The organism is Nonomuraea sp. NPDC003727, from assembly GCF_053586935.1.
The window spans coordinates 199,059-221,931 of sequence record NZ_JBSFNE010000012.1 but is presented as its reverse complement, the minus strand read 5'-3'; the positions used below and the strand labels follow the sequence as shown (position 1 = coordinate 221,931).

Annotated in this window: 24 protein-coding genes; 10 read left to right on the top strand and 14 right to left on the bottom strand. The window is 72.5% G+C overall.

The window, feature by feature from the left end; all coding sequences use genetic code 11:
• The first annotated feature begins 240 nt into the window (after positions 1–240).
• Positions 241–2,307 (top strand): hypothetical protein, encoded by a 2,067-nt coding sequence (locus ACWDLG_RS30110; RefSeq protein WP_354912181.1) that lies wholly within the window; start codon positions 241–243, stop codon positions 2,305–2,307.
• Positions 2,308–2,369: 62 nt separating this feature from the next.
• Here ACWDLG_RS30110 and ACWDLG_RS30105 read toward each other — a convergent pair whose 3' ends face one another.
• A complete protein-coding gene (locus tag ACWDLG_RS30105) occupies positions 2,370–2,924 on the bottom strand; it encodes an HIT family protein (RefSeq protein ID WP_449926306.1) in 555 nt (184 codons plus the stop codon).
• 121 nt (positions 2,925–3,045) lie between these two features.
• On the opposite strand from ACWDLG_RS30105, the gene ACWDLG_RS30100 reads away from it, so the two are divergent.
• The gene (locus ACWDLG_RS30100) at positions 3,046–3,768 is read left to right on the top strand and encodes a PIG-L deacetylase family protein (RefSeq protein WP_449926304.1); all 723 of its coding nucleotides are present in this window, start codon (positions 3,046–3,048) and stop codon (positions 3,766–3,768) included.
• Between the two features lie 60 nt (positions 3,769–3,828).
• On the opposite strand, the gene ACWDLG_RS30095 is transcribed toward ACWDLG_RS30100, so the two are convergent.
• The 3 genes from ACWDLG_RS30095 to ACWDLG_RS30085 all read right to left on the bottom strand — a co-directional run bounded on the left by ACWDLG_RS30095 (position 3,829) and on the right by ACWDLG_RS30085 (position 6,920).
• Positions 3,829–4,218 carry a peptidase inhibitor family I36 protein gene (locus ACWDLG_RS30095; RefSeq protein ID WP_354912189.1) on the bottom strand — a complete coding sequence of 130 codons (390 nt, stop codon included), beginning with the start codon at positions 4,216–4,218 and terminating at the stop codon, positions 3,829–3,831.
• Between the two features lie 91 nt (positions 4,219–4,309).
• Positions 4,310–6,280 carry a threonine--tRNA ligase gene (thrS, locus tag ACWDLG_RS30090; protein ID WP_449926302.1) on the bottom strand — a complete coding sequence of 657 codons (1,971 nt, stop codon included), beginning with the start codon at positions 6,278–6,280 and terminating at the stop codon, positions 4,310–4,312.
• Between the two features lie 43 nt (positions 6,281–6,323).
• Complete coding sequence (locus tag ACWDLG_RS30085) at positions 6,324–6,920, bottom strand: glycoside hydrolase family 25 protein (RefSeq protein ID WP_449926300.1); 597 nt, start codon at positions 6,918–6,920, stop codon at positions 6,324–6,326.
• Positions 6,921–7,187: 267 nt separating this feature from the next.
• On the opposite strand from ACWDLG_RS30085, the gene ACWDLG_RS30080 reads away from it, so the two are divergent.
• The 6 genes from ACWDLG_RS30080 to ACWDLG_RS30055 all read left to right on the top strand — a co-directional run bounded on the left by ACWDLG_RS30080 (position 7,188) and on the right by ACWDLG_RS30055 (position 11,430).
• Positions 7,188–7,940: a CoA transferase subunit A gene (locus tag ACWDLG_RS30080; RefSeq protein ID WP_449926298.1), complete on the top strand. Its 753-nt coding sequence runs from the start codon at positions 7,188–7,190 to the stop codon at positions 7,938–7,940.
• Positions 7,940–8,575 (top strand): CoA transferase subunit B, encoded by a 636-nt coding sequence (locus ACWDLG_RS30075; RefSeq protein ID WP_449926296.1) that lies wholly within the window; start codon positions 7,940–7,942, stop codon positions 8,573–8,575. The genes ACWDLG_RS30080 and ACWDLG_RS30075 overlap by 1 nt, the downstream gene beginning before the upstream one ends.
• Positions 8,576–8,584: 9 nt before the next feature.
• A complete protein-coding gene (locus ACWDLG_RS30070; RefSeq protein ID WP_354912204.1) occupies positions 8,585–9,325 on the top strand; it encodes an IclR family transcriptional regulator in 741 nt (246 codons plus the stop codon).
• Between the two features lie 79 nt (positions 9,326–9,404).
• Positions 9,405–10,556: a 4-hydroxybenzoate 3-monooxygenase gene (locus tag ACWDLG_RS30065; RefSeq protein WP_449926293.1), complete on the top strand. Its 1,152-nt coding sequence runs from the start codon at positions 9,405–9,407 to the stop codon at positions 10,554–10,556.
• Complete coding sequence (locus tag ACWDLG_RS30060) at positions 10,553–11,026, top strand: helix-turn-helix transcriptional regulator (RefSeq protein ID WP_449926290.1); 474 nt, start codon at positions 10,553–10,555, stop codon at positions 11,024–11,026. Before ACWDLG_RS30065 ends, ACWDLG_RS30060 begins: the two co-directional genes overlap by 4 nt.
• The gene (locus ACWDLG_RS30055) at positions 11,023–11,430 is read left to right on the top strand and encodes a VOC family protein (protein ID WP_354912213.1); all 408 of its coding nucleotides are present in this window, start codon (positions 11,023–11,025) and stop codon (positions 11,428–11,430) included. Before ACWDLG_RS30060 ends, ACWDLG_RS30055 begins: the two co-directional genes overlap by 4 nt.
• Before the next feature lie 105 nt (positions 11,431–11,535).
• Here the strand turns inward: ACWDLG_RS30055 and ACWDLG_RS30050 are convergent, their stop codons facing one another.
• The 8 genes from ACWDLG_RS30050 to ACWDLG_RS30015 are packed head-to-tail and all read right to left on the bottom strand — an operon-like array spanning position 11,536 to position 18,746.
• Positions 11,536–12,429 carry a TIGR03564 family F420-dependent LLM class oxidoreductase gene (locus ACWDLG_RS30050; RefSeq protein ID WP_449926286.1) on the bottom strand — a complete coding sequence of 298 codons (894 nt, stop codon included), beginning with the start codon at positions 12,427–12,429 and terminating at the stop codon, positions 11,536–11,538.
• A gap of 45 nt (positions 12,430–12,474) precedes the next feature.
• Complete coding sequence (locus tag ACWDLG_RS30045; protein ID WP_449926284.1) at positions 12,475–13,353, bottom strand: ABC transporter substrate-binding protein; 879 nt, start codon at positions 13,351–13,353, stop codon at positions 12,475–12,477.
• On the bottom strand, positions 13,353–14,453 hold the full coding sequence (locus tag ACWDLG_RS30040; RefSeq protein ID WP_449926281.1) for an LLM class flavin-dependent oxidoreductase: 1,101 nt from the start codon (positions 14,451–14,453) through the stop codon (positions 13,353–13,355). The genes ACWDLG_RS30045 and ACWDLG_RS30040 overlap by 1 nt, the downstream gene beginning before the upstream one ends.
• The gene (locus tag ACWDLG_RS30035; protein ID WP_449926278.1) at positions 14,443–15,273 is read right to left on the bottom strand and encodes an LLM class flavin-dependent oxidoreductase; all 831 of its coding nucleotides are present in this window, start codon (positions 15,271–15,273) and stop codon (positions 14,443–14,445) included. The genes ACWDLG_RS30040 and ACWDLG_RS30035 overlap by 11 nt, the downstream gene beginning before the upstream one ends.
• Positions 15,273–16,262 (bottom strand): ABC transporter substrate-binding protein, encoded by a 990-nt coding sequence (locus ACWDLG_RS30030; protein ID WP_449926275.1) that lies wholly within the window; start codon positions 16,260–16,262, stop codon positions 15,273–15,275. The genes ACWDLG_RS30035 and ACWDLG_RS30030 overlap by 1 nt, the downstream gene beginning before the upstream one ends.
• Entirely contained in the window at positions 16,259–16,948 is a 690-nt protein-coding gene (locus tag ACWDLG_RS30025) for an ABC transporter ATP-binding protein (protein WP_354912230.1), read from the bottom strand. Before ACWDLG_RS30025 ends, ACWDLG_RS30030 begins: the two co-directional genes overlap by 4 nt.
• Positions 16,936–17,760: an ABC transporter permease gene (locus tag ACWDLG_RS30020; RefSeq protein WP_449926271.1), complete on the bottom strand. Its 825-nt coding sequence runs from the start codon at positions 17,758–17,760 to the stop codon at positions 16,936–16,938. Before ACWDLG_RS30020 ends, ACWDLG_RS30025 begins: the two co-directional genes overlap by 13 nt.
• Positions 17,757–18,746 carry an ABC transporter substrate-binding protein gene (locus ACWDLG_RS30015; RefSeq protein WP_449926268.1) on the bottom strand — a complete coding sequence of 330 codons (990 nt, stop codon included), beginning with the start codon at positions 18,744–18,746 and terminating at the stop codon, positions 17,757–17,759. The genes ACWDLG_RS30020 and ACWDLG_RS30015 overlap by 4 nt, the downstream gene beginning before the upstream one ends.
• Positions 18,747–18,805: 59 nt before the next feature.
• On the opposite strand from ACWDLG_RS30015, the gene pgm reads away from it, so the two are divergent.
• Positions 18,806–20,413, top strand: coding sequence for a phosphoglucomutase (alpha-D-glucose-1,6-bisphosphate-dependent) (pgm, locus tag ACWDLG_RS30010; RefSeq protein ID WP_449926265.1), 1,608 nt, complete (start codon positions 18,806–18,808; stop codon positions 20,411–20,413).
• A 165-nt stretch (positions 20,414–20,578) separates the two neighbouring features.
• Here pgm and ACWDLG_RS30005 read toward each other — a convergent pair whose 3' ends face one another.
• Both ACWDLG_RS30005 and ACWDLG_RS30000 read right to left on the bottom strand, forming a co-directional pair.
• Positions 20,579–21,283, bottom strand: a complete 705-nt coding sequence (locus tag ACWDLG_RS30005) for a DUF2786 domain-containing protein (protein ID WP_449926262.1) — start codon at positions 21,281–21,283, stop codon at positions 20,579–20,581.
• Positions 21,280–22,515, bottom strand: coding sequence for a hypothetical protein (locus ACWDLG_RS30000; protein WP_354912244.1), 1,236 nt, complete (start codon positions 22,513–22,515; stop codon positions 21,280–21,282). Before ACWDLG_RS30000 ends, ACWDLG_RS30005 begins: the two co-directional genes overlap by 4 nt.
• 158 nt (positions 22,516–22,673) lie before the next feature.
• On the opposite strand from ACWDLG_RS30000, the gene ACWDLG_RS29995 reads away from it, so the two are divergent.
• Positions 22,674–22,832 (top strand): hypothetical protein, encoded by a 159-nt coding sequence (locus tag ACWDLG_RS29995; RefSeq protein WP_449926258.1) that lies wholly within the window; start codon positions 22,674–22,676, stop codon positions 22,830–22,832.
• Positions 22,833–22,873: the final 41 nt, after the last annotated feature.

Genomic DNA, 22,873 nt, shown 5'->3' with positions numbered 1-22,873 from the left:
TCCGCCGGTACGGCCGGCAGGCCGCGCCACGCGCCCGCGTGGCGCGGGAACCCCGCCACGGGAGGCTCCCCGGACGCGCGGGCTGGCCCCGCGCGGCCCGGCGCCCGAGCCGTGCGCGGGGGCGACACCCCGGTGCGCGTGCGCGCCCGCATAGGGTGGCGGTGTGCCGAGCTCGTCACCTGACAGCGACGAGCCGGTGTAGCGTGCCCTCCGACGAAGTCGAGTCTCGGGAGGTCGTGCGTGAGGCGGACCCTGCTGATGCTGGCCGTGCTGGTCAGCCAGATGCTGCTGGGGTGGGCCCCCGCGCACGCGTCGGACCGCGCGCAGGCTCCGGACGGCGAGCGGGTCGCCCTCATCGGCGTGTCCGGCCTGCACTGGAACGACCTGTCCCAGGCCGACACGCCCAACCTGTGGGAGCTGGCCCGCGGCAGCGCCATCGGCTCGATGTCGGTGCGCACGGTCGGCAACATCACCTGCCCCTACGACGGCTGGCTGACGGTGTCGGCGGGCATCCGCTCGGCCTCCGGCTACCGGTGCGGACCGCCGCCCATGCCCGAGCAGCAGGGCAGCGGCGCGGTCATCCCCGACTACGACTACCTGCACGAGGTGGCCGGGCAGCGCTACGCGGGACTGCTGGGCGACACGCTGGCCAAGGCGGGCCGGTGCGCGATCGCCGTCGGTCCCGGCGCGGCCCTGGGGCTGGCCGACGGCAAGGGCGCCGTGGCCACCTACTACGCCTCGCCCCTCGCGGTGAAGGCGGCCGATCTGGAGCGCTGCCGCCTGGTCGCCATGGACGTCGACGACCTCATCAGGCCCTACATCTCCGACGACGGCAAGCTGCCGACCGTCCCGGACAAGCTGTCGGCCCAGGAGCGGCGCGCGGCGCTGCGCCTGGCCGACGCCAAGGCGGGCGCGCTGCTGGCCGTCCTGCCCCAGGACACCACGATCCTGCTGGTGGGGATGTCCGACCACGGCTCCGTGCCGCACCTGCGGGTCGCCGCCCTCCGGCAGCCGGGGGCGCAGGGGCACGCGCTCGGCGCGGCCTCGACCCGGCGCGAGGACATCTCGATCCTGCCCGACCTGACCACCACCGTGCTGACCAGGCTGGGCGTCCCCGTTCCCGACAGCGTCGTCGGCCAGGTCATGCGGGTCAACGGGCCGGGCGCCACGTTCGAGCGGATGGCCGAGTCCGACCAGACGGCCCAGACGATGCGCTCGGTGAAGGGCTACTACTTCATCGCCCTCGCGGTGCTGCAGGTGCTGTTCTACGCGGTGGCGTTCGTGCTGCTGCGCCGCCGTAAGGGCCTGTCCTGGGTACGGCTGGCGGCGGTGACGCTGGCGGCGATCCCCATCACCTCGATCCTGGTCAACCTGCTGCCGTGGTCGACCCATCTGGAGCTGTTCGGCGGCATGCTGGCCTGGCTGGTGGTGATCACGGTCGCGGCCTTCGCCGGGCCGTGGCGGCGCAGCCCGCTCGGCCCGCTGGCGGTGGTCGCGGGCGTCACGGCGGTCACCCTGGCCGGGGACCTGCTGACCGGCACCACCCTGCAGCTAAACAGCTTCATGGGCTTCAGCGCCGAGCAGGGCGCCCGCTACTACGGCCTGGGCAACATCCCGTTCGCGCTGCTGGCCACCGGCACGTTGCTGACCTCCACGGTGATCGCGCACCGGCTGTCACGGCCGTGGGGGGCGGCGGTGGTGGCGGTCCTCGGCACGTTCGCGATGGTGCTGGGCGGCTCGGGCATGGGCAGCGACTTCGGCGGGGTGATCGCGTTCGTGCCCGGCATCGCGGTGACCGCGCTGCTGATCCTCGGCAAGCGGATCTCGCTGTGGAAGCTGGGCGCGTTCTGCGTGGCGGGCGGCGTGACCGTGATGGGTTTCGCGGTGGCCAACTACCTGCGCCCGGCGGCCGAGCAGTCGCATCTGGGCAGGTTCGTCGGGCAGGTGATCAGCGGCGAGGCGCTCGACGTGATCGTCCGCAAGCTGATGGCGATGCTCGGCACGCTGCTCAGCCCCACCCTGATGCCGGTGGTGATCGCCGCGGTCGCCTTCCTCGTCTACGCGATCATGCGGCCTGACCAGGCCACCGCGGGCGTGCTCCCGGCGGCCTTCGACTACTCCCCCGCGCTCAAGGCCGGGCTGATCGGCACGCTCATCAGCGGCGTGGTCGGCACCCTGGTCAACGACTCGGGCGCGGCGGTGCTGTCCATGGCGCTGGCGCTGGCGATCCCGCTGGTGCTGTCCGCGGGCATCGCGGCGCTGCCGGGGGCGGCGGCCGCCGAGGAGCGCCCGCTCGCCAAGGTGTAGGCGGCCACGCGCTCCCCGGGCACCGCCAGGGGAGCGCCCGGGGAGCGCGCTGCCATCCCGGCTCAGGCGGGGGCGTGCCAGGCGTCGGCGAGCATCGTGCGGGTGTCGCGCAGCAGTTGCGGCAGCACCTTGGTCCTGGCGACCACGGGCATGAAGTTGGTGTCGCCGCCCCACCGGGGCACGACGTGCTGGTGCAGGTGGGCGGCGATGCCCGCGCCCGCGACGTGGCCGAGGTTCATGCCGACGTTGAAACCCTGGGCGCCGCCGGCCCGGCGCAACGCGCGCAGCGCCCGCCTGGTGAAGTCGCCCAGCTCGGTCATCTCCTCGTCCTTCAGCTCGTCGTAGTCGGAGACGTGCCGGTAGGGGCAGACCATCAGGTGGCCGGAGTTGTAGGGGTAGAGGTTGAGCACCGCGAACACCGTCTCGCCCCTGGCGACGACCAGGCCGTCCTCGTCGCTCATCTTGGGGATCTCGCAGAACGGGCAGCCGTCGCCCGCCCCCTCGCCGCTCGGCTTGTTCTCCCCCTTGATGTAGGCCATCCGGTGCGGTGTCCACAGCCGCTGGAAGTTGTCCGGCGACCCCGCCCCAGCCTGCTCCATCGGTTCGCTCTCCTGCATGTTCTGCAGCATATGACCATGGCGGGCAGGGTCGGCGGGGAGCACCGTCCTCCTGCGGTGCGGAGAACCTGGTCGGGATCGTTACGCTTGCCGTACCCCGAGAACAATCATGGAGGAGCCGATGGCCGAGCAGCTGGCACCCATGCCCCAGGACTGGCGACGCGCGCTGGCGATCGTCGCGCATCCCGACGACCTGGAGTACGGCTGCGCCTCGGCCGTCGCCTCGTGGACCGCCGAGGGGCGGGAGGTGGCCTACCTGCTCGTGACGCGCGGCGAGGCGGGCATCGACACCGTCGACCCGGCCAAGGCGGGTCCGCTGCGCGAGCGGGAGCAGCGCGCGTCGGCGGCCGTCGTCGGGGTGGACCAGGTGGAGTTCCTCGACCACCCGGACGGTGTCATCGAGTACGGCCTGCCGCTGCGCCGCGACCTGGCCGCCGCCATCCGCAGGCACCGGCCCGAGCTGCTGATCACCCTGAACTTCGGCGACACGTGGGGCGGGAGGTACTGGAACACCCCCGACCACCGGGCGGTGGGCAGGGCGGTGCTCGACGCCGCGGGCGACGCCGGCAACCGGTGGATCTTCCCTGACGCCGGCCCCGAGCCGTGGGACGGCGTGCGCTGGGTGGCCGTGGCGGGCGCCGACGAGCCCACCCACGCGGTGGACGTCACCGACACGCTGGAGGTGGGCGTGCGCTCGCTGCTGGAGCACCGCGCCTACATCGAGGCCCTGACCGACGAGAACCCCGAGGCGTACTGCAGGGCCTTCCTGGAAGGCGTCGCCCGCCAGGCCGCCGAGCGGTTCGGCGGCCGGCCCGCCGTCACCTTCCAGCTGTTCGCCCGCTGAGCGGTCGCCGGCACGGGACCGCCCCTGCCGCGGGTGGCGGCAGGGGCGGTCGTGGACGCGTCAGTCGCACGGGATGTAGACGAGCGCGGTCGCGTTGTCCTCGTCGTCCTCGAGGTTGACCCGGTCACTGTCGTCGACGGAGACGATCTCCTCGGCGAGCGTGTTCGGTGCGCCGTTGGGCTGGAAGACCGAGAAGAGCGTCACGGTCGAGCCGGTCCTGTTCCTGACCGAGCTGGCCCTGCCGAGATAGCCGGTGCCCAGGCCGTGGACGCCGCACTCGCTCTCCTGCCAGAACAGCGTCGCCCCGTTGGCCTTGTCGTACAGGCAGACGTTGCCGTTCGAGCACTTCCACTTGGGTGCCGCCGTGCTCGACGCCTGCGCGGCGCCGGTCACCGCCGTGAGGACGGCGAGGCCGAGCCCGCCCGCCACCAGGATGCGCGTGAGTCGCATGGATGTTCCCTCCCCAGGAATCGCTTCCCGAGGAGGGTCTCCCGGCGCGGGCGGCCGTGCATGAGTAGACCCCTACTCAGACCTGGACCGCTCAGACCTGGACGCGGCGCTCCACGGCGTTGACGATCTCGGCGACGGCCTCGTCGATCGGGACGCCGTTCTTCTGCTCGCCGTTGCGGTAGCGGAAGGACACCGCGCCGTTGGCGATGTCGTCGTCGCCGGCCAGCAGCATGAAGGGCACCTTCGCCTTCTGCGCGTTGCGGATCTTCTTCTGCATGCGGTCGTCGGCGGTGTCGACCTCCACCCTGATCCCCCGCTCGCGCAGCCTCTTGGCGACGTCGAGCAGGTAGGGGGCGTGGGCGTCGGCGATCGGGATGCCGACCACCTGCACCGGGGCCAGCCAGGGCGGGAAGGCGCCGGCGTAGTGCTCGACCAGCACGCCGAAGAAGCGCTCGATGGAGCCGAACAGCGCCCGGTGGATCATGACGGGCCGCTGGCGGCTGCCGTCGGCCGCCTGGTACTCCAGCTGGAAGCGCTCGGGCAGGTTGAAGTCGAGCTGGATGGTCGACATCTGCCACGAGCGGCCGATCGCGTCGCGGGCCTGCACGGAGATCTTCGGGCCGTAGAAGGCGGCGCCGCCGGGGTCGAGCACCAGCTCGAGCTTCTCGCCCTCGGCGACCTCGCGCAGCGTGCGGGTCGCCTCCTCCCAGACCTCGTCGGAGCCGACGAACTTGTCCGGGTCCTTGGTCGACAGCTCGAGGTAGAAGTCCTCGAGGCCGTAGTCGCGCAGCAGGCTCAGCGTGAAGCGCAGCGCCGAGGCCAGCTCGTCCTTCATCTGCTCGCGGGTGCAGTAGATGTGGGCGTCGTCCTGGGTGAGGCCGCGCACCCTGGTCAGGCCGTGGACCACGCCCGACTTCTCGTAGCGGTAGACGGTGCCGAACTCGAACAGCCGCAGCGGCAGCTCGCGGTAGGACCTGCCGCGCGCCCCGAAGATCAGGTTGTGCATGGGGCAGTTCATCGGCTTGAGGTAGTAGTCGGCGCCCTCGACCTCCATGGGCGGGAACATGCCGTCGCGGTACCAGTCGAGGTGACCGGAGACCTCGTACAGGTGGCCCTTGGTGATGTGCGGGGAGTTGACGAAGGAGTAGCCCGCCTCCTCGTGCCTGCGCCTGGAGTAGGTCTCCATCTCCCTGCGGATGATGCCGCCCTTGGGGTGGAAGACCGGCAGGCCCGAGCCGAGCTCTTCGGGGAAGGAGAACAGGTCGAGCTCGGCGCCCAGCTTGCGGTGGTCGCGCTTCTCGGCCTCCTCCAGCAGGTGGAGGTACTCCTCCTGCTTCTCGCGGCTCTCCCACGCGGTGCCGTAGATGCGCTGCAGCTGCGGGTTCTTCTCGCTGCCCCGCCAGTAGGCGCCGCCCGAGCGCATCAGCTTGAAGGCCGGGATGACCCTGGTCGAGGGCAGGTGGGGACCCCTGCACAGGTCCTTCCAGCACAGCTCGCCGGTCTTCGGGTCGAGGTTGTCGTAGATGCTCAGCTGGCCCTCGCCGACCTCGACGCCGGCGCCGTCCTCGGCGGCCGCGGCGCCGCCCTTGAGCCCGATCAGCTCCAGCTTGTACGGCTCGGCCGCCAGCTCGGCGCGCGCGGCGTCGTCGGACACCTCGCGCCGCGCGAACAGCTGCCCCTGCTTGACGATCTCGCGCATCCGCTTCTCGATGCGCTTGAGGTCGTCGGGGTGGAAGGCCTGCTCGACGTCGAAGTCGTAGTAGAAGCCGTTCTCGACCGGCGGGCCGATGCCCAGCCTGGCCTCGGGGAACAGCTCCTGCACCGCCTGCGCCATGACGTGGGCGGTGGAGTGGCGCAGGATGGCGCGGCCGTCGTCGCTGCCGATCTGGACCGGCTCGATCACGTCGCCGTCACGGACGGGTGCGGCCAGGTCGCGAAGCTCGCCGCCGACGCGGGCGGCGATGACGGTGCGGCCGTCGGCCTCGAGCGCCTCGCCGTACGTCGTGCCGGCCGCGACCACACGCTCGGCTCCGGCGAGGGTGATATGCAGCTCGGCTGACACGGTGACTCCTTGAATAGCACGGTTTCGACGGTGAACACCGATGCTATCGCGGGTGATACCCCAGCCTGGTCAGGTCCTGGCGGCTGCCGTGGAAGACGTCGCGGTCCACGGGGACGTTGGCGTACTGGTGGATGGCCCACTCACGCCACGGCCGGGGCACGACGGGCTCCCCCATCGCCTTCCCCGGCGCGGCGATCCAGAGGGGATGGTCGCCCAGGCCGGCGCAGTTGCCCTCGTCGGCGAACCACTGGAAGGTGTGGATGAGGGGTCGCAGGCCCACCTGCTTGTCGATCTGCCGGCACCAGCGCCGGGCGAACCTGGCCACCCGCTCGGGCGGCAGCCCGTCGGCCGACTCCAGGTCGAGCGCCAGCAGGTCGCCCTCGTGCAGCCCGCCGGCCCGCTCGACGGTGCGCAGGAAGTGGCCGGCCTGCTCGACCGGGTCGTCCTGGGGCCTGGCCACGTGGTAGGCGCCGCACACCAGCCGGTGCTCGCGCATGAGCCGCCAGTTGCGGTCGAACGACGTGTCGAGCCCGGTGGCGCCCTCGCTCGCCCTGGCGAAGGCGAAGGCGACGCCGCTGCCGGCGTGAGCGGCCCAGTCGACCGTTTCCTGCCAGTCGGACACGTCTATGCCGTGCAGCACGCGCTTCACCCTGCCGGAGTCTACGAAGGCGGGCCGGGGCCGGCTTCCCACCGCGCCGCCTGCAGGTCATTGAACAGTTCCAGCCCCATGGGGGCAACCGCTTCGGCCGAACGGGCCCGCACGGTCCGTCACGCCCCTCCGGGTTTCGCTCACCGCGCGTGACCGTTCCATGTGAACGGACGCCAACCGGCGAAGCCGGGGAGTTCCGCTTCCGCTCTGCGGAAGGACACTGTGGTGTTGTCGGTGCCGGCTGGAACGGTGAGCGCTATGAGTGTCGGGAAGGTGGTCGGGTCGGCGGCCGAGGCGGTCGCCGGCATCGGTGACGGCGCGTCGCTGGCCGTGGGCGGGTTCGGGCTGTGCGGCGTGCCGGCGGTGCTGATCGCGGCGCTGCACGAGCAGGGCGCGAGCGGGCTGCACGTGGTGTCGAACAACTGCGGCCTCGACGGGCGCGGGCTCGGGGTGCTGCTGGCGGCGGGCCGGATCGCGCGGGCGACGGGCTCCTACATCGGCGAGAACAGGGAGCTGGCCAGGCGCTATCTGGGCGGCGAGATCGAGGTGGAGCTGGTGCCGCAGGGCACGCTGGCCGAGCGGCTCAGGGCGGGCGGCAGCGGGATCCCCGCCTTCTACACGCCCGCGGGGGTCGGCACGCTGGTGGCCGAGGGCGGGCTGCCGTGGCGCTACGCCGCCGACGGGAGCGTGGCCGTGGCCTCGCCGGCCAAGGAGGTGCGGGAGTTCGGCGGCGTGCCGTACGTGCTGGAGGAGTCGATCAGGACGGATTTCGCGCTGGTCAGGGCGGCGAAGGGGGACGCCCACGGCAATCTGGTCTTCGACAAGAGCGCGCGCAACTTCAACCCGCTGGCGGCGATGGCGGGCCGGGTGACGATCGCGGAGGTGGAGGAGCTGTGCGAGCTCGACCCCGACGAGGTGCACCTGCCGGGGGTGTTCGTGCAGAAGGTGGTCGTGCTGACGCCCGAGCAGGCGGCGGTCAAGCACGTGGAGAAGAGGACGGTGCGCGGCTGATGGCCTGGTCAAGGGAGCAGATCGCGGCCAGAGCGGCGGCCGAGCTCACCGACGGCACCTACGTCAACCTCGGCATCGGGCTGCCGACGATGATCCCCGCCTTCATCCCGCCCGGCGTGGACGTCGTGGTCCACTCGGAGAACGGCGTGCTGGGCGTGGGGCCCTACCCGCTCGAGGACGAGGTGGACCCCGACCTGATCAACGCCGGCAAGGAGACGGTCACCGTGCTGCCGGGGGCGGCGTTCTTCGACTCCGCCCTGTCGTTCGGGATGATCCGCGGCGGTCACATCGACGTGGCGGTGCTCGGCGCCATGCAGGTGTCGGCCCGGGGCGACCTGGCCAACTGGTCGGTGCCGGGCAAGATGATCAAGGGGATGGGCGGCGCGATGGACCTGGTCCACGGCGCGCGCAGGGTGATCGTGGTCATGGAGCACCTGACCCGCGACGGCGTCCCGAAGATCGTCAAGGAGTGCTCGCTGCCGCTCACCGGGGCGGCGTGCGTCGACCGGATCATCACCGACCTGGCCGTGCTCGACGTGACGCCCGAGGGGCTCAGGCTGGTCGAGACCGCGCCGGGGGTGAGCGTCGAGCAGGTGCGGGCGGCCACCGAGCCCGAGGTTGTGACGGAGCGTTAATATCCGGTCATGCCGCCCGTTAGCGTCGCCGGAAAAGTGATGGCGATCCTCGACGCCTTCGCCCACGGCGACGTACGGCTGACGCTGACCGAGATCTGCCGCAGGGCGGGCCTGCCGCTGACCACCGGGCACCGGCTGGTGGGCGAGCTGGCCAGGGGCGGCTTCGTCGAGCGGCTGCCCGACGGCGCCTACCGGGTGGGCATCAGGCTGTGGCGGATCGGCGCCCAGGCGGCGGCCGCGGCCGACCTGCGGGAGCTGGCGCTGCCGTACATGGAGGACCTGTACGAGATCACGCACGCCAACGTGCAGCTGGCCGTGCGGCGCGGGCTGAAGGCGCTGTATCTCGAACGGCTGCGCGGCCCCGCCTCGGTCCCGACCGTCAGCAGGGTCGGCGGCGAGCTGCCGCTGCACGCCACAGGGGTGGGCAGGGTGCTGCTGGCGTTCGCGCCCGACCAGGTGACCGAGGCGGTCGTCGCCGCCGGCCTGCCCGCGCTGACCAGGCACACGGTGACCGATCCCGACCGGCTGCGCGCCGCCCTGGCCGAGGTGCGCAGGATCGGCGTGGCGGTGACGCGCGAGGAGATGACCCTGGGCACCTGCTCGGTGGCGGCTCCGGTGCGCGGGGCGGACGGTGAGGTGGTCGCGGCCCTGTCGATCGTCACCCGGCCGCGCGCCGACCTGCGCGCGGTCGTGCCCACGCTGGTCACCAGCGCCAAGGCGCTGTCGCGCGACGTCAGCGGCCACTACTGACACGGGCGCCGGCGAGGGAGGTTCCGCTGACCGGAAGAGCGGCGGACGAGCACAGGGGGCCGACCATGAGGATCAGGGCATGCGTACCCAGGTAGCGATCATCGGAGCGGGGCCGGCGGGACTGGTGCTGTCCCGCCTGCTCGAACGGCGCGGCATCGACGCGGTGGTGCTCGAGAGCCGCGACCGCGCCTACTGCGAGCACCGGCAGCGGGCCGGGATGCTGGAGCAGGGCACGGTCGACGTGCTGCGGGCCTCGGGGGCGGGCGCCCGGCTGGATCGCGAGGGGCTCACCCACCACGGGCTGGAGCTGCGCTTCGACGGGGCCGGCCACCGGATCCCGCTGAGCGAGCTGACCGGGGGCAAAGCGGTCACGATCTACGCGCAGACCGAGATCGTGAAAGATCTCATCGCGCTGTCGCCCGAGGGCCGGATCAGGTTCGAGGCGGAGGTCGTGGCGGTCGATCCGGCCACGCCGCGCGTCACCTACCGCGAGAACGGCGTGCTCAAGACCCTCGATTGCGACCTGATCGCCGGGTGCGACGGCTTCCACGGGGTCTCGCGCGCCGCCGTGCCTGACGCGCGGGTGTTCGAGCGTGACTACCCGTTCGCCTGGCTGGGCGTGCTGGCCGACGTCGCGCCCTCGACCGAGGAGCTCATCTACTGCCACCACGAGCGCGGCTTCGCCCTGCACAGCCTGCGCTCGCCCCAGGTCAGCCGCCTCTACCTCCAGGTCGCCCCCGACGAGCAGGTTGCCGCCTGGCCGGACGAGCGCGTCTGGAGCGAGCTGCGCACCAGGTTCGCCACCCGTGACGGCTGGACGCTCAAGGACGGCCCGATCAGGGAGAAGGCGATCACGCCGATGCGCAGCTTCGTCACCGAGCCGATGCGGCACGACAAGCTCTTCCTGGCCGGTGACGCCGCGCACATCGTGCCGCCGACCGGCGCCAAGGGGCTCAACCTGGCGGTGTCCGACGTGACGGCGCTGGCCGCGGCGATCGCCGCCCGCTACGAGGAGGGCTCCACCGCGCTGCTCGACGGCTACTCCGCCTCCAGGCTCAGGGGCGTGTGGCGGGCCGAGCACTTCTCGTACTGGATGACCACGCTCCTGCACACCGACCACTCGGCCGACGCCTTCGCCCGGCGGCTGCAGCTGTCGCACCTGGAGTACGTGGTCTCCTCCAGGGCGGCGGCCACCACGCTGGCGGAGAACTACGTAGGCTTCCCCCCATGACGGCCCCTGACCTGCTGCCGCATCTGCGGCGCGCGCGTGATCTGGCCGACCGACGCTACGCCGAGCCGCTCGACCTCGACGCGCTGGCCGGCGCCGCGGGCTGCTCCCGCTTCCACTTCGCCCGCTCCTTCAAGCAGGCCTACGGCGAGACGCCGGCACGCTACCTGACCTCGCGGCGCATCGAACGGGCCAAGGACCTGCTGCGCGCCACCAACCTCGACGTCACCGAGATCTGCGTCCTGGTCGGCTTCTCCAGCCTCGGCTCGTTCAGCTCCCGGTTCACCGCCATGGTCGGCCGCTCGCCGAGCGCCTTCAGGGAGGAGTCCGTACGGCAGGGCGGCCCTCCCCCGATCCCCGGCTGCTTCGTGCTGATGTGCACCCGCCCGCCGTTCGAGCAATCTGGGAGAAGCGGCCCCCGCGGGACCTCCCCTAGCGTCGGACCCGACCGCATAGGAGGAGGAACATCATGATCAACGGGCTCTCCCACACCTGTGTCTACGTGCTCGACCAGGACGAGGCGAAGGCCTTCTACACCGAGAAGCTGGGGCTGGTGGTCCGCGAGGACATCACGCTCGGCGACTACCGCTGGCTGACGGTGGGGCCGAAGGACCGGCAGGACATCACGATCGTCCTGTCGGCGATCGGCGCGCCGCACTTCGACGAGGAGACAGCGGCCCAGCTGCGGTCCGTGATCGCCAAGGGGGCGATGGGGCCGGGCGTCTTGACCACCGACGACTGCCACAAGACCTTCGAGGAGTTGTCGGCCAAGGGGGTCGAGTTCGTTCAGGAGCCGGCCGACCGGCCCTACGGGATCGAGGCTCTCTTCCGCGACAACTCGGGCAACTGGTTCAGCCTGACCCAGCGCAGGCGCTGACCCCAGGCCGGCCTCCCCGGCGAGGGCGCCGAGCCGGGGTCCAGGCCGTGTCGTGGCGGCCGAAGCGGGCCCTGGTCGCCGGGCCGTGCCCGCCAGACCGGCCGGTCAGCGGAGGCTCTTGAGGAGTTCCCTGGTGCGCTCGCGCGCGGAGAACTCGGCGGCCACGAAGTCGGTGACCCCGATCCGGCCGAGCGCCTCGATCTGGGCGCGCACCTCGGCCTCGTCCCCGACGATCGCCACGTCGCCGGGTCCCGCCGCGCCCTCCCTGTCGAGCATCGCCCGGTAGGAGGGCAGCCGGCCGTACACCGAGAAGACCTCGGCGGCACGGGCCTTGGCCGTGGCGGGGTCGTCGGTGACGCAGACCGGCAGCGCGCACACCACGCGGGGCGCGGGCCTGCCGGCGCGCTCGGCGGCCCGCGTGATGGCGGGCACGACGTGCTCCTCGACCGTCCTGGGGCCGGTCATCCAGAGCACGGTGCCGTCGGTCATGGAGCCGGCCAGCTCCAGCATGCGGGGCGCGAGCGCGGCGATCAGCACCGGCAGGCCGGTGCCGGCGGCGCCGAGCCGGATGTTCGCCCGCAGCGTCTCGCCGTTGACCTGGGCCTTCTCGCCGCGCGTCAGCGGCAGCAGGATGTCCAGGTACTCCTTCATGTGCCGGGCGGGCCGCTCGTAGCTGTAGCCGAACATGTCCTCGATGACGATCCTGTGCGACAGGCCGATGCCGAGCGCGAGCCTGCCGCCGAGGGCGGCGTTGGCCGTCAGCGCCTGCTGGGCCAGCGCCGCCGGGTGGCGCGGGTAGGTCGGCACGACCGCGGTGCCGAGCTCGATGCCGGGCACCTGGCTGCCCGCCACGGCCAGCGCGGTGATCGCGTCGAGCCCGAAGATGTTGGACATCCAGGCGGAGGCGAACCCGTCGTCCGCGGCTCGGGCCATCGACTCCCGCAGCTCGGCGATGGGGTCCTGGCCCTGGGGCTCGTTGAGGAACAGTCCGACTCGCATCGCAACCGAACTCCATTCTGTTCTGGATGCGGCGAGTCTAACCCGCTAGATGTCGATCACCGCGTCGGCCACGCGGATCCGCCTGTCGATGAGGCCCGCGGCGTGGAACAGGTCGGCGGCACGCTGCTGCTCGGCGACGAACTCGGGCGTGACCTTCTCCACCCCGAACGGCCGCCTGCGCAGCGCGTTCTCCCAGTCGTCGACGCTGCCGCCGTCGTCGGCCGCGAACAGTTCGGCGGCGGCGCGGTGGTTGCGGGTGATCCAGTCGTCGGACTCCTGGAGCGCGGCGACGATGGCCTTCACCGCGTCCGGGCGCTCGGTGGCGAAGTCACGGCGGGTGAACCAGAGCGAGCGGTGGCTGAACAGGCCGTCGGTCCGCACGAGCGTCCTGGTCCGGTCCTCGACCCGGCTGAGCGCCGGGTAGGAGCCGACCCAGGCGTCCACCTCGCCGTCGAGCAGCAGCCGGGCGGCGTCGACGCCCGCGTCGACGGGGACGATGTCGCTCCAGGCCAGGCCGGCCTCGTCCAGGGCGAACAGCAGCAGCGTCGTCTGCCACGAGCCGTGCCCGAGCGCCACCTTCCTGCCCTTGAGGTCGGCGACTGAGGCGATGCCGGAGTCGGCCCTGGTCACCAGGCGGCCGTTCTCGTGCCGCGAGCCCGAGATGCCCACGTAGACGATGTCGTGCCCCTTGGCCTGGGCGGTGACCGGCGGCGTCGAGCCGGTGCCGATGAAGTCGTAGCCGCCGTCGAAGAGGTGGTCGCCGTGCAGGGAGGGCAGCCCCTCGGCCGGCGAGGGGCGCTCCCCGGCGGGCAGGTCGCGCAGGTCCACCCACTCGACCTCGGGCAGGGTCCGCTCCAGGACGCCGCGGTGACGCAGCACCCAGAGGGAGTTGTTGGAAGGGAAGTAGCCGACACGGACGGTCATCAGGAGATTCCTTTCACGAGGGGGAGCACGTTCTCGCCGACGCGGTAGGCCTCTTCCAGGTGAGGCACGCCGGCCAGGATGAAGGCGCCGACGCCGAGCGCGATCAGCTCGTCGAGCCGCGCGGCGACCTGCGCGTAGCTGCCGACCAGGCCGAAGGCGGGCCCGCCGCGCAGCAGGTGGAAGCCGCCCCACACGTTGGGCGTGACCTCCAGGTCCCGGTGGCCGGTGACCGGGCCGGTGACGAACGACTGGCTGCGCTGCCAGCCGATCGAGTCGCCGGTGGCGCCGCGCAGCACCGAGGGGTCGATGTTGTCCCAGCCCTGCTCGATCTCCGCCCACGCCTCCCGCTCGCTCTCGCGGGCCAGCACGTCGATCCGCACGGCGAACTTCGGCGGGGTGGGGCTGCGCTCGCGCACCCGGGCGAACTTCTCCTCCAGGGCGTGGAACGGCTCCAGCCACGACAGGTAGTAGTCGGCGTGCCGTCCCGCGGCCTCGATGGCCGCCGGCGAGGAGCCGGAGAAGTAGATCTCGGGGAACGGCTGGCCCCGCAGCGGTTCGGGCAGCCGCGCACCTTCGACGCGGTAGAACCGCCCGTCGAAGGAGTACGGGGCGCCGCCCCACACGCCGCGCAGGACGTCGAGGAACTCCGAGGTGCGCGCGTAGCGGTCGTCGTGGCCGACCTTGTCGCCCCACCACAGCTGGTCGGGCCCGCCGCCACCGGAGATCACGTTGTAGACGACCCGGCCGCCGGTGGCCCGCTGCAGCGTCGCGGTCATCCGCGCCGCCTGCACCGGGTGCAGGAACCCCGGCTGAAAAGCGATCATGAACCGGTAGGTGGAGGTCTCGCGGCCCAGGCTCGCGGCCGTCGCCCACGGATCGTCGGTGTTGGGGAAGGACGGCAGCAGCCCGCCTGCGAAGCCCGCCCCCTCGCCGGCCCGCGCCACGTCGGCCATGTGCTCGAGGTAGCTGTAGTCGTCACGCACCCCGGGCGCGAGGTTGCCGGGCGCGAGCGGCGCCCAGTCTCCCCTGGAGGGCGTGCGGCGGCGCAGCGAGGGCTGGTCGCCGTGGGTGCCGATGCGCCAGTAGATGTCAACCGGCATGGACGTCCTCCCTGGCCAGCAGCGGCAGCAGGTGCTCGCCCAGACGGTAGGTCTCCTCCAGGTACGGCGTGGCCTCCAGGTAGAAGACCTCGACGCCCTGGTCGATGTAGTCCCGCAGCCGGCGGGCGATGCTCTCATAGGAGCCGGCGAGGCCGTCGAAGCCGTCCAGCGCGGCCTCCCTCTCGGTCTCCCTCGCGTGGACGGCCAGGCGCAGGCCGTAGGCGAGGCCCGGCAGCTCGGCGGTGAGGGACAGGTCGTCGCCGTGGTCGAAGACGTGGACGTCGGCGTGCCGCAGCGACAGGGCCAGTGCGTCGGGCGAGGTGCCCGACAGGTGGACACGTGGGAAGGCCCGCCCCGACAGCGGCGCCGCGAAGCCGCCGGACAGCACCTGGTAGTAGCGGCCCTCGTGGGTGTAGTCGCGCTGGTGCCAGACGCCCTTGGCGATGGTCAGGAACTCCTCGGCGCGGGCGTAGCGGTCGGCGCCCTCGGTGAAGTCGCCGTGCGCCCTGGCCACGGCCGGGTCGAGGTCGACGTCGATGCGCCAGTCGAGCCTGTCACCGGAGAATCGCTGCAGGGAGGCGGCGACCTTGGCGGCGTAGACGGGGGTGGCGATGCCGGGGTGGAAGCCGGCCAGCAGCCGCAGGTACCTGGTCTGCCTGAGCAGCCCCGCGGCGATGACCAGCGACTCCTCCCCCTCGGGGTCGAAGGGCGCGTAGGCGCCGGTGTAGCCGGCCAGCTCGGCCGCCCTGCCCACCTGCAGCAGGTGGTCGCCGCCGCGCCGCTGGCCCTTGCTGGGCAGCGTGATGAAGAACTCGGCCATCACGCACCCGCCAGGATCTCGCGCGCCGCGGCCAGCGGCTCGTGGGCGGCCCAGGCGTCGATGTCGACGTCGGCGGCCAGGAACCCGTGCAGGCGCAGGAAGTCCTTCTGCACGCCCAGCAGGTCCAGGCGCTCCGGCGACAGGTCGGGGTGCAGCGTGGTGTGGAAGTCGTCGCGGTAGGCGGTGGTCACGCCGCGCGGGCCCGACCGGGTCTCCCTGCCGAGGATGGCGCGCACCTCCTCCAGGCTGGTGGCCGCCCACTCGGCGGCGCGCAGCGTCTGCACCAGGAACCCGGTGACGACCTCGGGGCGCTCGGCCAGCAGGTCCTCGTGCACGGTGATGGGCCTGGGCGTGCCGTTGTTGACGCGGGTGCGCGGATCGGGGTGGGCGTCCAGGTCCACGGCCACGACCGCGCCGATCCCGGCGGCCTGCTCGGCGGCGCGGGCGCCCTTGACGTACACCGCGTCCACCTCGCCCCTGGCCAGCTCCTCGATGCCCGGCCATGACCACGGGCCGGCCCCCGCCCCGCGCCCGACGCCGGGCCCGGCGATCTCCACGTCCACGAACGTCACGTCGTCGAGCGTCAGGCCCGCCTGCGACAGTGCGCCCTTGGCGCCGTGCAGCGCCATCGCGCGGGGAAAGCTCTCGGCCCTGGTGGCGGCCCACGCGGGCAGCGCGAAGCGGGCGCCGCGCAGGCCGGCCGCGTCCTCGATCCCCGACCCGGGCCGGACCAGGATCGACTGCCACTCCTCGATCCAGGTCAGGCCGATCAGCCGGGTGCGGGCGCCCTCCGCGCGGGCGGCCAGCGCGGGAACGTTCCCGCCCTCGCGGAACAGGCCGAGCAGGTCGTGGTCGAAGTGGTGCCTGGCGATCTCGGGCGGGGCGTCCTGCAGGATGCCGATCTCGCCGAGCTCCTGCTCCAGCCAGCCCAGGTTGTGCGCCAGGCCGGAGGCCGTCGGCACCGGGCAGCGGGTGTACCAGATGTTCATGCGTGCACTCCAAGGTGGGAGAGGAACAGGCCGCGATGGGCGAGGAAGCGGGGGTCGTCGCGCTCTCGCGGGTGGGGCAGGTCGATGCGGCGGTCGACGGCCAGCTCGCCGTCGCGCAGGACGGCGACGCGGTCGGCCAGCCGTACCGCCTCGTCCACGTCGTGGGTGACCAGCACGACGGCGGGCCGGTGGCGGGCGCACAGCTCGGCGACGAGGTCCTGCATCTGCAGCCGGGTGAGCGCGTCGAGGGCGGCGAACGGCTCGTCGAGCAGGAGCAGCTCCGGCTCCCTGACCAGGGCTCTGGCCAGGGCGACCCGCTGGGCCTCCCCGCCGGACAGGGTGGCGGGCCACGCGTCGGCGTGCCCGGCCAGGCCCACCTCCGCCAGCGCCGCCAGGCCCGCCTCGCGGGCCGAGCGCGGCAGCCCCAGCGTGACGTTGGCCAGCACCCTGCGCGCCTGCACCAGCCTGGGCTCCTGGTAGACCGTCGTACGGCGGCGCGGCGCCAGCACCGTGCCCGCGTCGGGCCGCTCCAGCCCCGCCAGGACGCGCAGGAGCGTCGTCTTGCCCGTGCCGCTCGGGCCGAGCAGGGCGAAGAACTCCCCGCGCGCGAGCTCCAGGCTGACGTCCTTCAGGACGGTCCTGCCGCCGAAGGACTTGCCTAGCTCCTTGACGATCACCGCCGCCACGGCATGCTCACCCTCTCGACGCCGCGGACGGCCAGGTCGATGGCCAGCCCGAGCACCGCGTAGATCACCACGCAGAGGATCATGTAGTCGTTGCGGTAGTACTGCTGGGAGAGCGTGACGAGATAGCCGATGCCCTCGGTGGCGCCGATCTGCTCGGCCGCGATGAGGCCGGTGAGCGCGACCGACAGCGACACGCGCAGGGCCATGAGGATGTTCGGCAGGGCGGTCGGGACGACCACGCCGAGGGCCAGCGCCGGCCCCTTCAGGCCGAAGCCCCTGGCCGCCTCGACCAGCTTGCGGTCGACGCCGCGCACGCCGAGGTAGGTGTAGGCGTACATGGGGCCGGCCGCCGCCACGGCGATGAGGACGACCTTGAACGTCTCCTCCACCCCGAACCAGGAGATGAACAGCGGCACCAGCGCGAGGAAGGGCACGGCGCGCTTCATCTGCATGGTGGGGTCGACCAGCTCCTCGCCGAGCGCGGACAGTCCCGCGACCACGCCGAGGAGCAGGCCGAGCCCGCCGCCGAGCAGGACCCCGAGACCTGCTCGGTGGGCCGAGGCGAGCAGGTAGTCGCCCAGCTGGCCGGTTCCCGCCAGCTCGCCGAGCGCGCCGGCGACCTGCTCGGGAGCCGCCAGCACGTCGGAGGGGATGGCGCCGCCGGCCGAGCCGTACCACCAGGCGGCCAGCAGGAGCAGCGGCACCGACCCCCTGACGGCCGCGCTGAGGGCAGGCGGGCGCCGCCTCGTGCCGAGGAAGCGCGGCTCCTCCAGCGCCGTGACCGGTTCGGCGCCGGTCAGCGTGGTCGTCATCGGCTCGCCTTCCGTTCGAAGATGACGTCGGCCGGGTTCGGCGCGGCGGGCAGCACGCCGTACTTGTGGAAGACGGCCGCCACGTCCTTGACGTAGGCGCCGTCGGCGGCGGTGGCCGGGCGCGGGGGGAGGGCGTACCTGGCCTTGGCCAGCTCCTCCTGCAGGCGCGCGCCGGACAGGGCGGTGGGGCCCTGGGCGAGGAAGACGTTCTGGAACCTCTCCGGCTCCGTCTGGGCCTGTGTGGTCAGCTCGCGCAGCACGTCGAGATAGACCCGCACCGCCTCGGGGTGCCGCTGGAGCAGCTCCACCCGCGCGGCCTGGATGGACAGGTCCCGGTCGGGCAGGTCATCGCTGTGCACCAGCACCTTGGCGCCCTTGGCCACGACCTCCGGGTAGGCGCGCACGATCGCCCACCAGGCGTCGACCTTGCCGGTGGCGAAGGCGGAGGCGGCCTGGTCGGGGTTGAGGTAGACGCGGGTCACCTGCTCGGGGCGCAGGCCCGCCCGCTCCAGCGCGAGCAGCAGCAGGTACTCCCCCCGCCCGCCCTTGTTGACCGCGACCTTCCTGCCGGCGAGCTCCTTGACGTCCTTGACCGGGCTGCCGGCGGGCACCACGAGACCGTCCGTCTTCGGCGCGGCGGGGTCGGTGACCCGGTCGGTGATCGAGAAGATCTTGATGTCCTTGCCGTTGGCGAGGTAGCCGAGGGCGGGTGAGATCGCGCCTTCCAGGACGTTGACCGAGCCGGAGCGGACGGCGTCGACGGTGGCGGTGAAGGAGGCGTAGGTGCCGCCCCACTCGACCGTGGCGCCGACGGCGGCCAGGCGCTTCTCCAGGATCCCGTGCTTCTTGGCGTAGGCCAGCGGGCCGGCGTTGCCCGGGTCCTTCAGCTTGAGCACGGCTCCCTCCTGCGCTTTCGCGGCGGGGGAGGCACAGGCGGACACGGCGAGGAGCGTCGCGACCGCGAGGCTCGCCAGACGAGGACTCATATTCCCTATAATTCAGGTAGGTTTAGTCTGCGTCAACCCCGGTCTGTAGGGTGGATCTCATGACGCATGAGCGCGCCGGACAGCCCGCCCGGCCATCCGACCTGGTCGACGTGGCCCGCCTGGTGACCGCGTACTACACGCTGCACCCCGACCCCGCCGAGGTGTCGCAGCGCGTGGCGTTCGGCACCTCGGGTCACCGGGGCTCGTCCCTGGACACCGCCTTCAACGAGGACCACATCCTGGCGACCAGCCAGGCGATCGTGGAGTACCGTGCCGCGCAGGGCATCACCGGGCCGCTGTTCCTCGGCGCCGACACCCACGCGCTGTCGGAGCCGGCCAAGGTCTCGGCGCTGGAGGTGTTCGCCGCCAACGACGTGACCGTGCTCGTCGACAGCCGCGACGGCTACACGCCCACCCCCGCCGTCTCCCACGCGATCCTGACCCATCCAGGTTCCGACGGCGTCGTGGTCACCCCGTCGCACAACCCGCCGCGCGACGGCGGGTTCAAGTACAACCCGCCGAACGGCGGGCCGGCCGACACCGACGCCACCTCCTGGATCCAGGACCGCGCCAACGCGCTCATCGCGGGCGGCCTGAAGGAGGTACGGCGGGTGCCGTACTCCCCCGCGCTCGGCGAGCGCTACGACTTCCTCGGCGCCTACGTCGACGACCTGCCCAGCGTGATCGACATCGACGCGATCAGGTCGGCCGGCGTGCGCATCGGCGCCGACCCGCTCGGCGGGGCGAGCGTGGCCTACTGGGGCGAGATCGCCGCCAGGCACGGCCTCGACCTCACGGTCGTCAACCCGCTCACCGACCCGACGTGGCGGTTCATGACGCTCGACTGGGACGGCAAGATCCGCATGGACTGCTCCTCCCCTCACGCCATGGCGTCGCTGATCGCCAACCGCTCCACCTACGACATCGCCACGGGCAACGACGCCGACGCCGACCGGCACGGCGTCGTCACCCCCGACGCCGGCCTGCTCAACCCCAACCACTACCTGGCCGTGGCCATCTCCTACCTGTACGGTCACCGTCCCTCGTGGCCGGGCGACGCGGGCGTCGGCAAGACCCTCGTCAGCAGCAGCATGATCGACAGGGTGGCGGCGTCCGTCGGGCGCAAGCTGTACGAGGTGCCCGTCGGGTTCAAGTGGTTCGTCGCCGGGCTGCTGGACGGCTCGCTCGGGTTCGGCGGCGAGGAGAGCGCCGGGGCCTCGTTCCTGCGACGCGACGGGTCGCCGTGGAGCACCGACAAGGACGGGATCATCCTGGCGCTGCTGGCCTCGGAGATCCTCGCGGTGACCGGGTCGTCGCCGAGCGAGCACTACTCCTCGCTGACGTCGCGGTTCGGCTCGCCCGCCTACGCGCGGGTGGACGCCCCGGCGACCCGCGAGGAGAAGGCGGTGCTGGCCAAGCTGTCGGCGTCGCAGATCACCGCCGGCACGCTGGCCGGCGAGCCGATCACCGGGGTGCTGACCAACGCGCCGGGCAACGGGGCACCGCTGGGCGGGGTGAAGGTGACCACCGAGAACGCCTGGTTCGCGGCCAGGCCCTCGGGCACCGAGGACGTCTACAAGATCTACGCGGAGTCGTTCAAGGGGCCCGAGCACCTGGCCCGCGTGCAGGAGGAGGCCCGCGCGGTCGTCTCGGCCGCGCTCGGCTGACCGCCGGCCGCGTCGGCGCGCCGGACGGCCCACCCGCCCGGCGCCTCACGCCGGCTCCGGTCACCGGTCCACCGCGTCGCGCCGACTCCGGTCACCGGTCCACCGCGTCGCGCCGACTCCCATCACCGGTCACCGGTCACCGGTCACCGGGACCGCCGACTCCCGTCACCGGTCCAGCGGGACCGCCGGCTCCGGCCGTACGGCGGTGCGGGCCAGGTCGGCGCGGCGCCCCGCGGCCACCCCGTCGCGGTAGCCGGTGCCGCTCATCCGCGGCACGCTGCGCCTGATGCGCGGGTACACCTCCGCCACCGCCCGCTCCACCTCGGCCCTTCGATCGGCCAGCACCAGCTCGGTGCCCGGCGCGCCGGACGCGGCCGCCCGCGACTCGGCCGCCACCAGCAGCCGGTACACCTCGTCGGTGAACCCCAGCATCCACGAGCGCCGGTAGGCCCGCACCCGGTCGGCCGGCACCGGCACCCTGGCCAGCCCCGAGGCCATCTGCAGCAGCAACGAGGTGGCCAGCAGGTCGGCCCGCTCCAGGTCCGACGCGAACCCGAACACGTGCACCCGCTGCCCGCCGTCCCCCTTGCCGATCAGCACCGGACGGCAGCGCACCGCCTCCGACACCAGGTACACCAGCCTGGCCTTCTCCCGCGCCCACGGATCGCCGAGCGTGACGACCCGGCCGGCGGGCACGCCGCGGGCGGACGAGGGCGCCGACGGCGCCGCCCGCTCGATGCCGTACTTGGCCATCAACGCCGTCGCCGCGGCCATGAACGTCTCGCGCTCGTGCTCGTTGTCGGTGCCCTCGGCCTTGGCCAGCAGCTTCCGCACCCGGTCGAGGGTGCGGCTCATCGCGGGTTCGCTCACCCGGCGAGGATACGGTCCTCCTGCGCGATGACGGGGAAGGTGCCGGTGTCCACGATGCCGTGCTCGTGGTAGAGGGCCTCGATCAGCGCGTGCGCCTGCGGTTCGAGCTTCCACAGCGCCCGGTACTCCCTGGCGGTCGCCAGCGAGATGCCGATCTCCTGGGCGATGTCGACCGTGCGCGGCACGATCCGCTTGGCGATCTGCCGGTCCCAGTACTCGCGGGCGGCCCGCATCAGGGCGGCGCGCTGGGCGGTGTCCATGACCTGCGGGGTGGTGTCGAGGACCGCGACATCCTCGTCCTCGTCCTCGACCAGGCGGGCCAGCGCCGGGGGCAGCGCGGGCCTGGCGGGCACCGGCTGGTGGTCGGTCTCGGCGGCCCACGGCACGCGGGGGTCGGCGTCGATGAGCTTGGCGGTGTTGTAGAGGGCGGCGATCTGCTGCAGCAGCGCCTCCTGGCGGGCCGGGTCGACGGCCAGCCCGGTGTGCTCGACCGCCTGGTCCATCGCCCGGTCGAGGCGGGCCATCGCCACGCGCAGCTTGCGCTCGGAGGCGCCCTGCTCGCGCAGGCTGCGGGCCTTCTTGGCGGCCAGCGCGACGCGGGTGAGCCTGCGGTGGGCGTCGACCTCGCTGGCCGTACGGTCGGACACCTCGGCCAGCCCCATGCGCACCAGCACCCGCTCCGGCGTGAAGCGCCAGTTGATGCGGCCGGTGCCGCGGATGCGGTGCCGTTCGATGGCCATGCCGCGCTCCCACAGCCACGCGGCCACCAGCGGCGCGGCCAGGCGGAAGACCGCCTCGGCCAGGCTGCGCGCGTCCATGCTGGACAGCACCGCGGTCAGGCAGGTCAGCGCCCACACGGCGATGCCGTCGATGCCCGCCGAGAAGTTCTCCCTCATGTTGCGCCGGGCGCGCACGGCCGAGGTGACGATCGCCACCTCGATGAAGGCGAACAGCAGCAGCCTGAGCGGCCCGTCGAGGCCGAGCACGTCGCCGGAGAAGCGCCACATGCCCTGGGCGGACACGCCCGTGGCGATGGAGGCGGCGACGACGGTGAGGATGTCCTCGATCGGGCGGGGAGCTATCACCTGAAGGTAGAAGCGCGCCCCCACCCGGAGGACGACGCGAAGGGCCAGGAAGGCGAGCGCCAGGGCGATCAGGGCCAGCAGGCAGACCAGCGCCGCGCTGACCGGGTGCTCCGACGCGAAAGTGGCGGCTTGCTCGATGAGAGGCATCAGTCACTTTCCGTCAGTCTCGATGTCCGACTGTATATCGACGAGATCATCGCAGAATGTCGGCTTCTTGTATGCGAAACCGAGGTGTTGGGGTGTGCGGCCGGCGGTTTCGCCACCACATCGGGACTTCCGCCCTCGCCCGGGGGTAGGGAGCGGGCATGTCGAACCTCGCACCAGAAGACGAGCCGGACTTCGCCGACGAGCACAGCCCCTCGCCCAGCGACCCGGCCAACCAGCCGGAGCAGGACCCGGACCAGGAGGTGTACGGCGGGGACGAGGGCTACGAGCGGCCGACCGATCTTCCGCCCCCGGGATGAGCCGCAATTCCTACCAGGGGATCACATAACCGACGACCTGC

Bases quoted from the DNA above. Each gene is read 5' to 3' on its own strand.
- ACWDLG_RS30040 (WP_449926281.1), bottom strand. From the start codon at position 14,453: ATGCCGGTTGACATCTACTGGCGCATCGGCACCCACGGCGACCAGCCC.
- pgm (WP_449926265.1), top strand. From the start codon at position 18,806: ATGACGCATGAGCGCGCCGGACAGCCCGCCCGGCCATCCGACCTGGTC.
- ACWDLG_RS30050 (WP_449926286.1), bottom strand. From the start codon at position 12,429: ATGCGAGTCGGACTGTTCCTCAACGAGCCCCAGGGCCAGGACCCCATC.
- ACWDLG_RS30060 (WP_449926290.1), top strand. From the start codon at position 10,553: ATGACGGCCCCTGACCTGCTGCCGCATCTGCGGCGCGCGCGTGATCTG.
- ACWDLG_RS30055 (WP_354912213.1), top strand. From the start codon at position 11,023: ATGATCAACGGGCTCTCCCACACCTGTGTCTACGTGCTCGACCAGGAC.
- ACWDLG_RS30075 (WP_449926296.1), top strand. From the start codon at position 7,940: ATGGCCTGGTCAAGGGAGCAGATCGCGGCCAGAGCGGCGGCCGAGCTC.
- ACWDLG_RS30000 (WP_354912244.1), bottom strand. From the start codon at position 22,515: ATGCCTCTCATCGAGCAAGCCGCCACTTTCGCGTCGGAGCACCCGGTC.
- ACWDLG_RS30080 (WP_449926298.1), top strand. From the start codon at position 7,188: ATGAGTGTCGGGAAGGTGGTCGGGTCGGCGGCCGAGGCGGTCGCCGGC.
- ACWDLG_RS30020 (WP_449926271.1), bottom strand. From the start codon at position 17,760: ATGACGACCACGCTGACCGGCGCCGAACCGGTCACGGCGCTGGAGGAG.
- ACWDLG_RS30035 (WP_449926278.1), bottom strand. From the start codon at position 15,273: ATGGCCGAGTTCTTCATCACGCTGCCCAGCAAGGGCCAGCGGCGCGGC.
- ACWDLG_RS30095 (WP_354912189.1), bottom strand. From the start codon at position 4,218: ATGCGACTCACGCGCATCCTGGTGGCGGGCGGGCTCGGCCTCGCCGTC.
- ACWDLG_RS30105 (WP_449926306.1), bottom strand. From the start codon at position 2,924: ATGCAGGAGAGCGAACCGATGGAGCAGGCTGGGGCGGGGTCGCCGGAC.
- ACWDLG_RS29995 (WP_449926258.1), top strand. From the start codon at position 22,674: ATGTCGAACCTCGCACCAGAAGACGAGCCGGACTTCGCCGACGAGCAC.
- ACWDLG_RS30070 (WP_354912204.1), top strand. From the start codon at position 8,585: ATGCCGCCCGTTAGCGTCGCCGGAAAAGTGATGGCGATCCTCGACGCC.
- ACWDLG_RS30015 (WP_449926268.1), bottom strand. From the start codon at position 18,746: ATGAGTCCTCGTCTGGCGAGCCTCGCGGTCGCGACGCTCCTCGCCGTG.
- ACWDLG_RS30065 (WP_449926293.1), top strand. From the start codon at position 9,405: ATGCGTACCCAGGTAGCGATCATCGGAGCGGGGCCGGCGGGACTGGTG.
- ACWDLG_RS30030 (WP_449926275.1), bottom strand. From the start codon at position 16,262: ATGAACATCTGGTACACCCGCTGCCCGGTGCCGACGGCCTCCGGCCTG.
- ACWDLG_RS30045 (WP_449926284.1), bottom strand. From the start codon at position 13,353: ATGACCGTCCGTGTCGGCTACTTCCCTTCCAACAACTCCCTCTGGGTG.
- ACWDLG_RS30100 (WP_449926304.1), top strand. From the start codon at position 3,046: ATGGCCGAGCAGCTGGCACCCATGCCCCAGGACTGGCGACGCGCGCTG.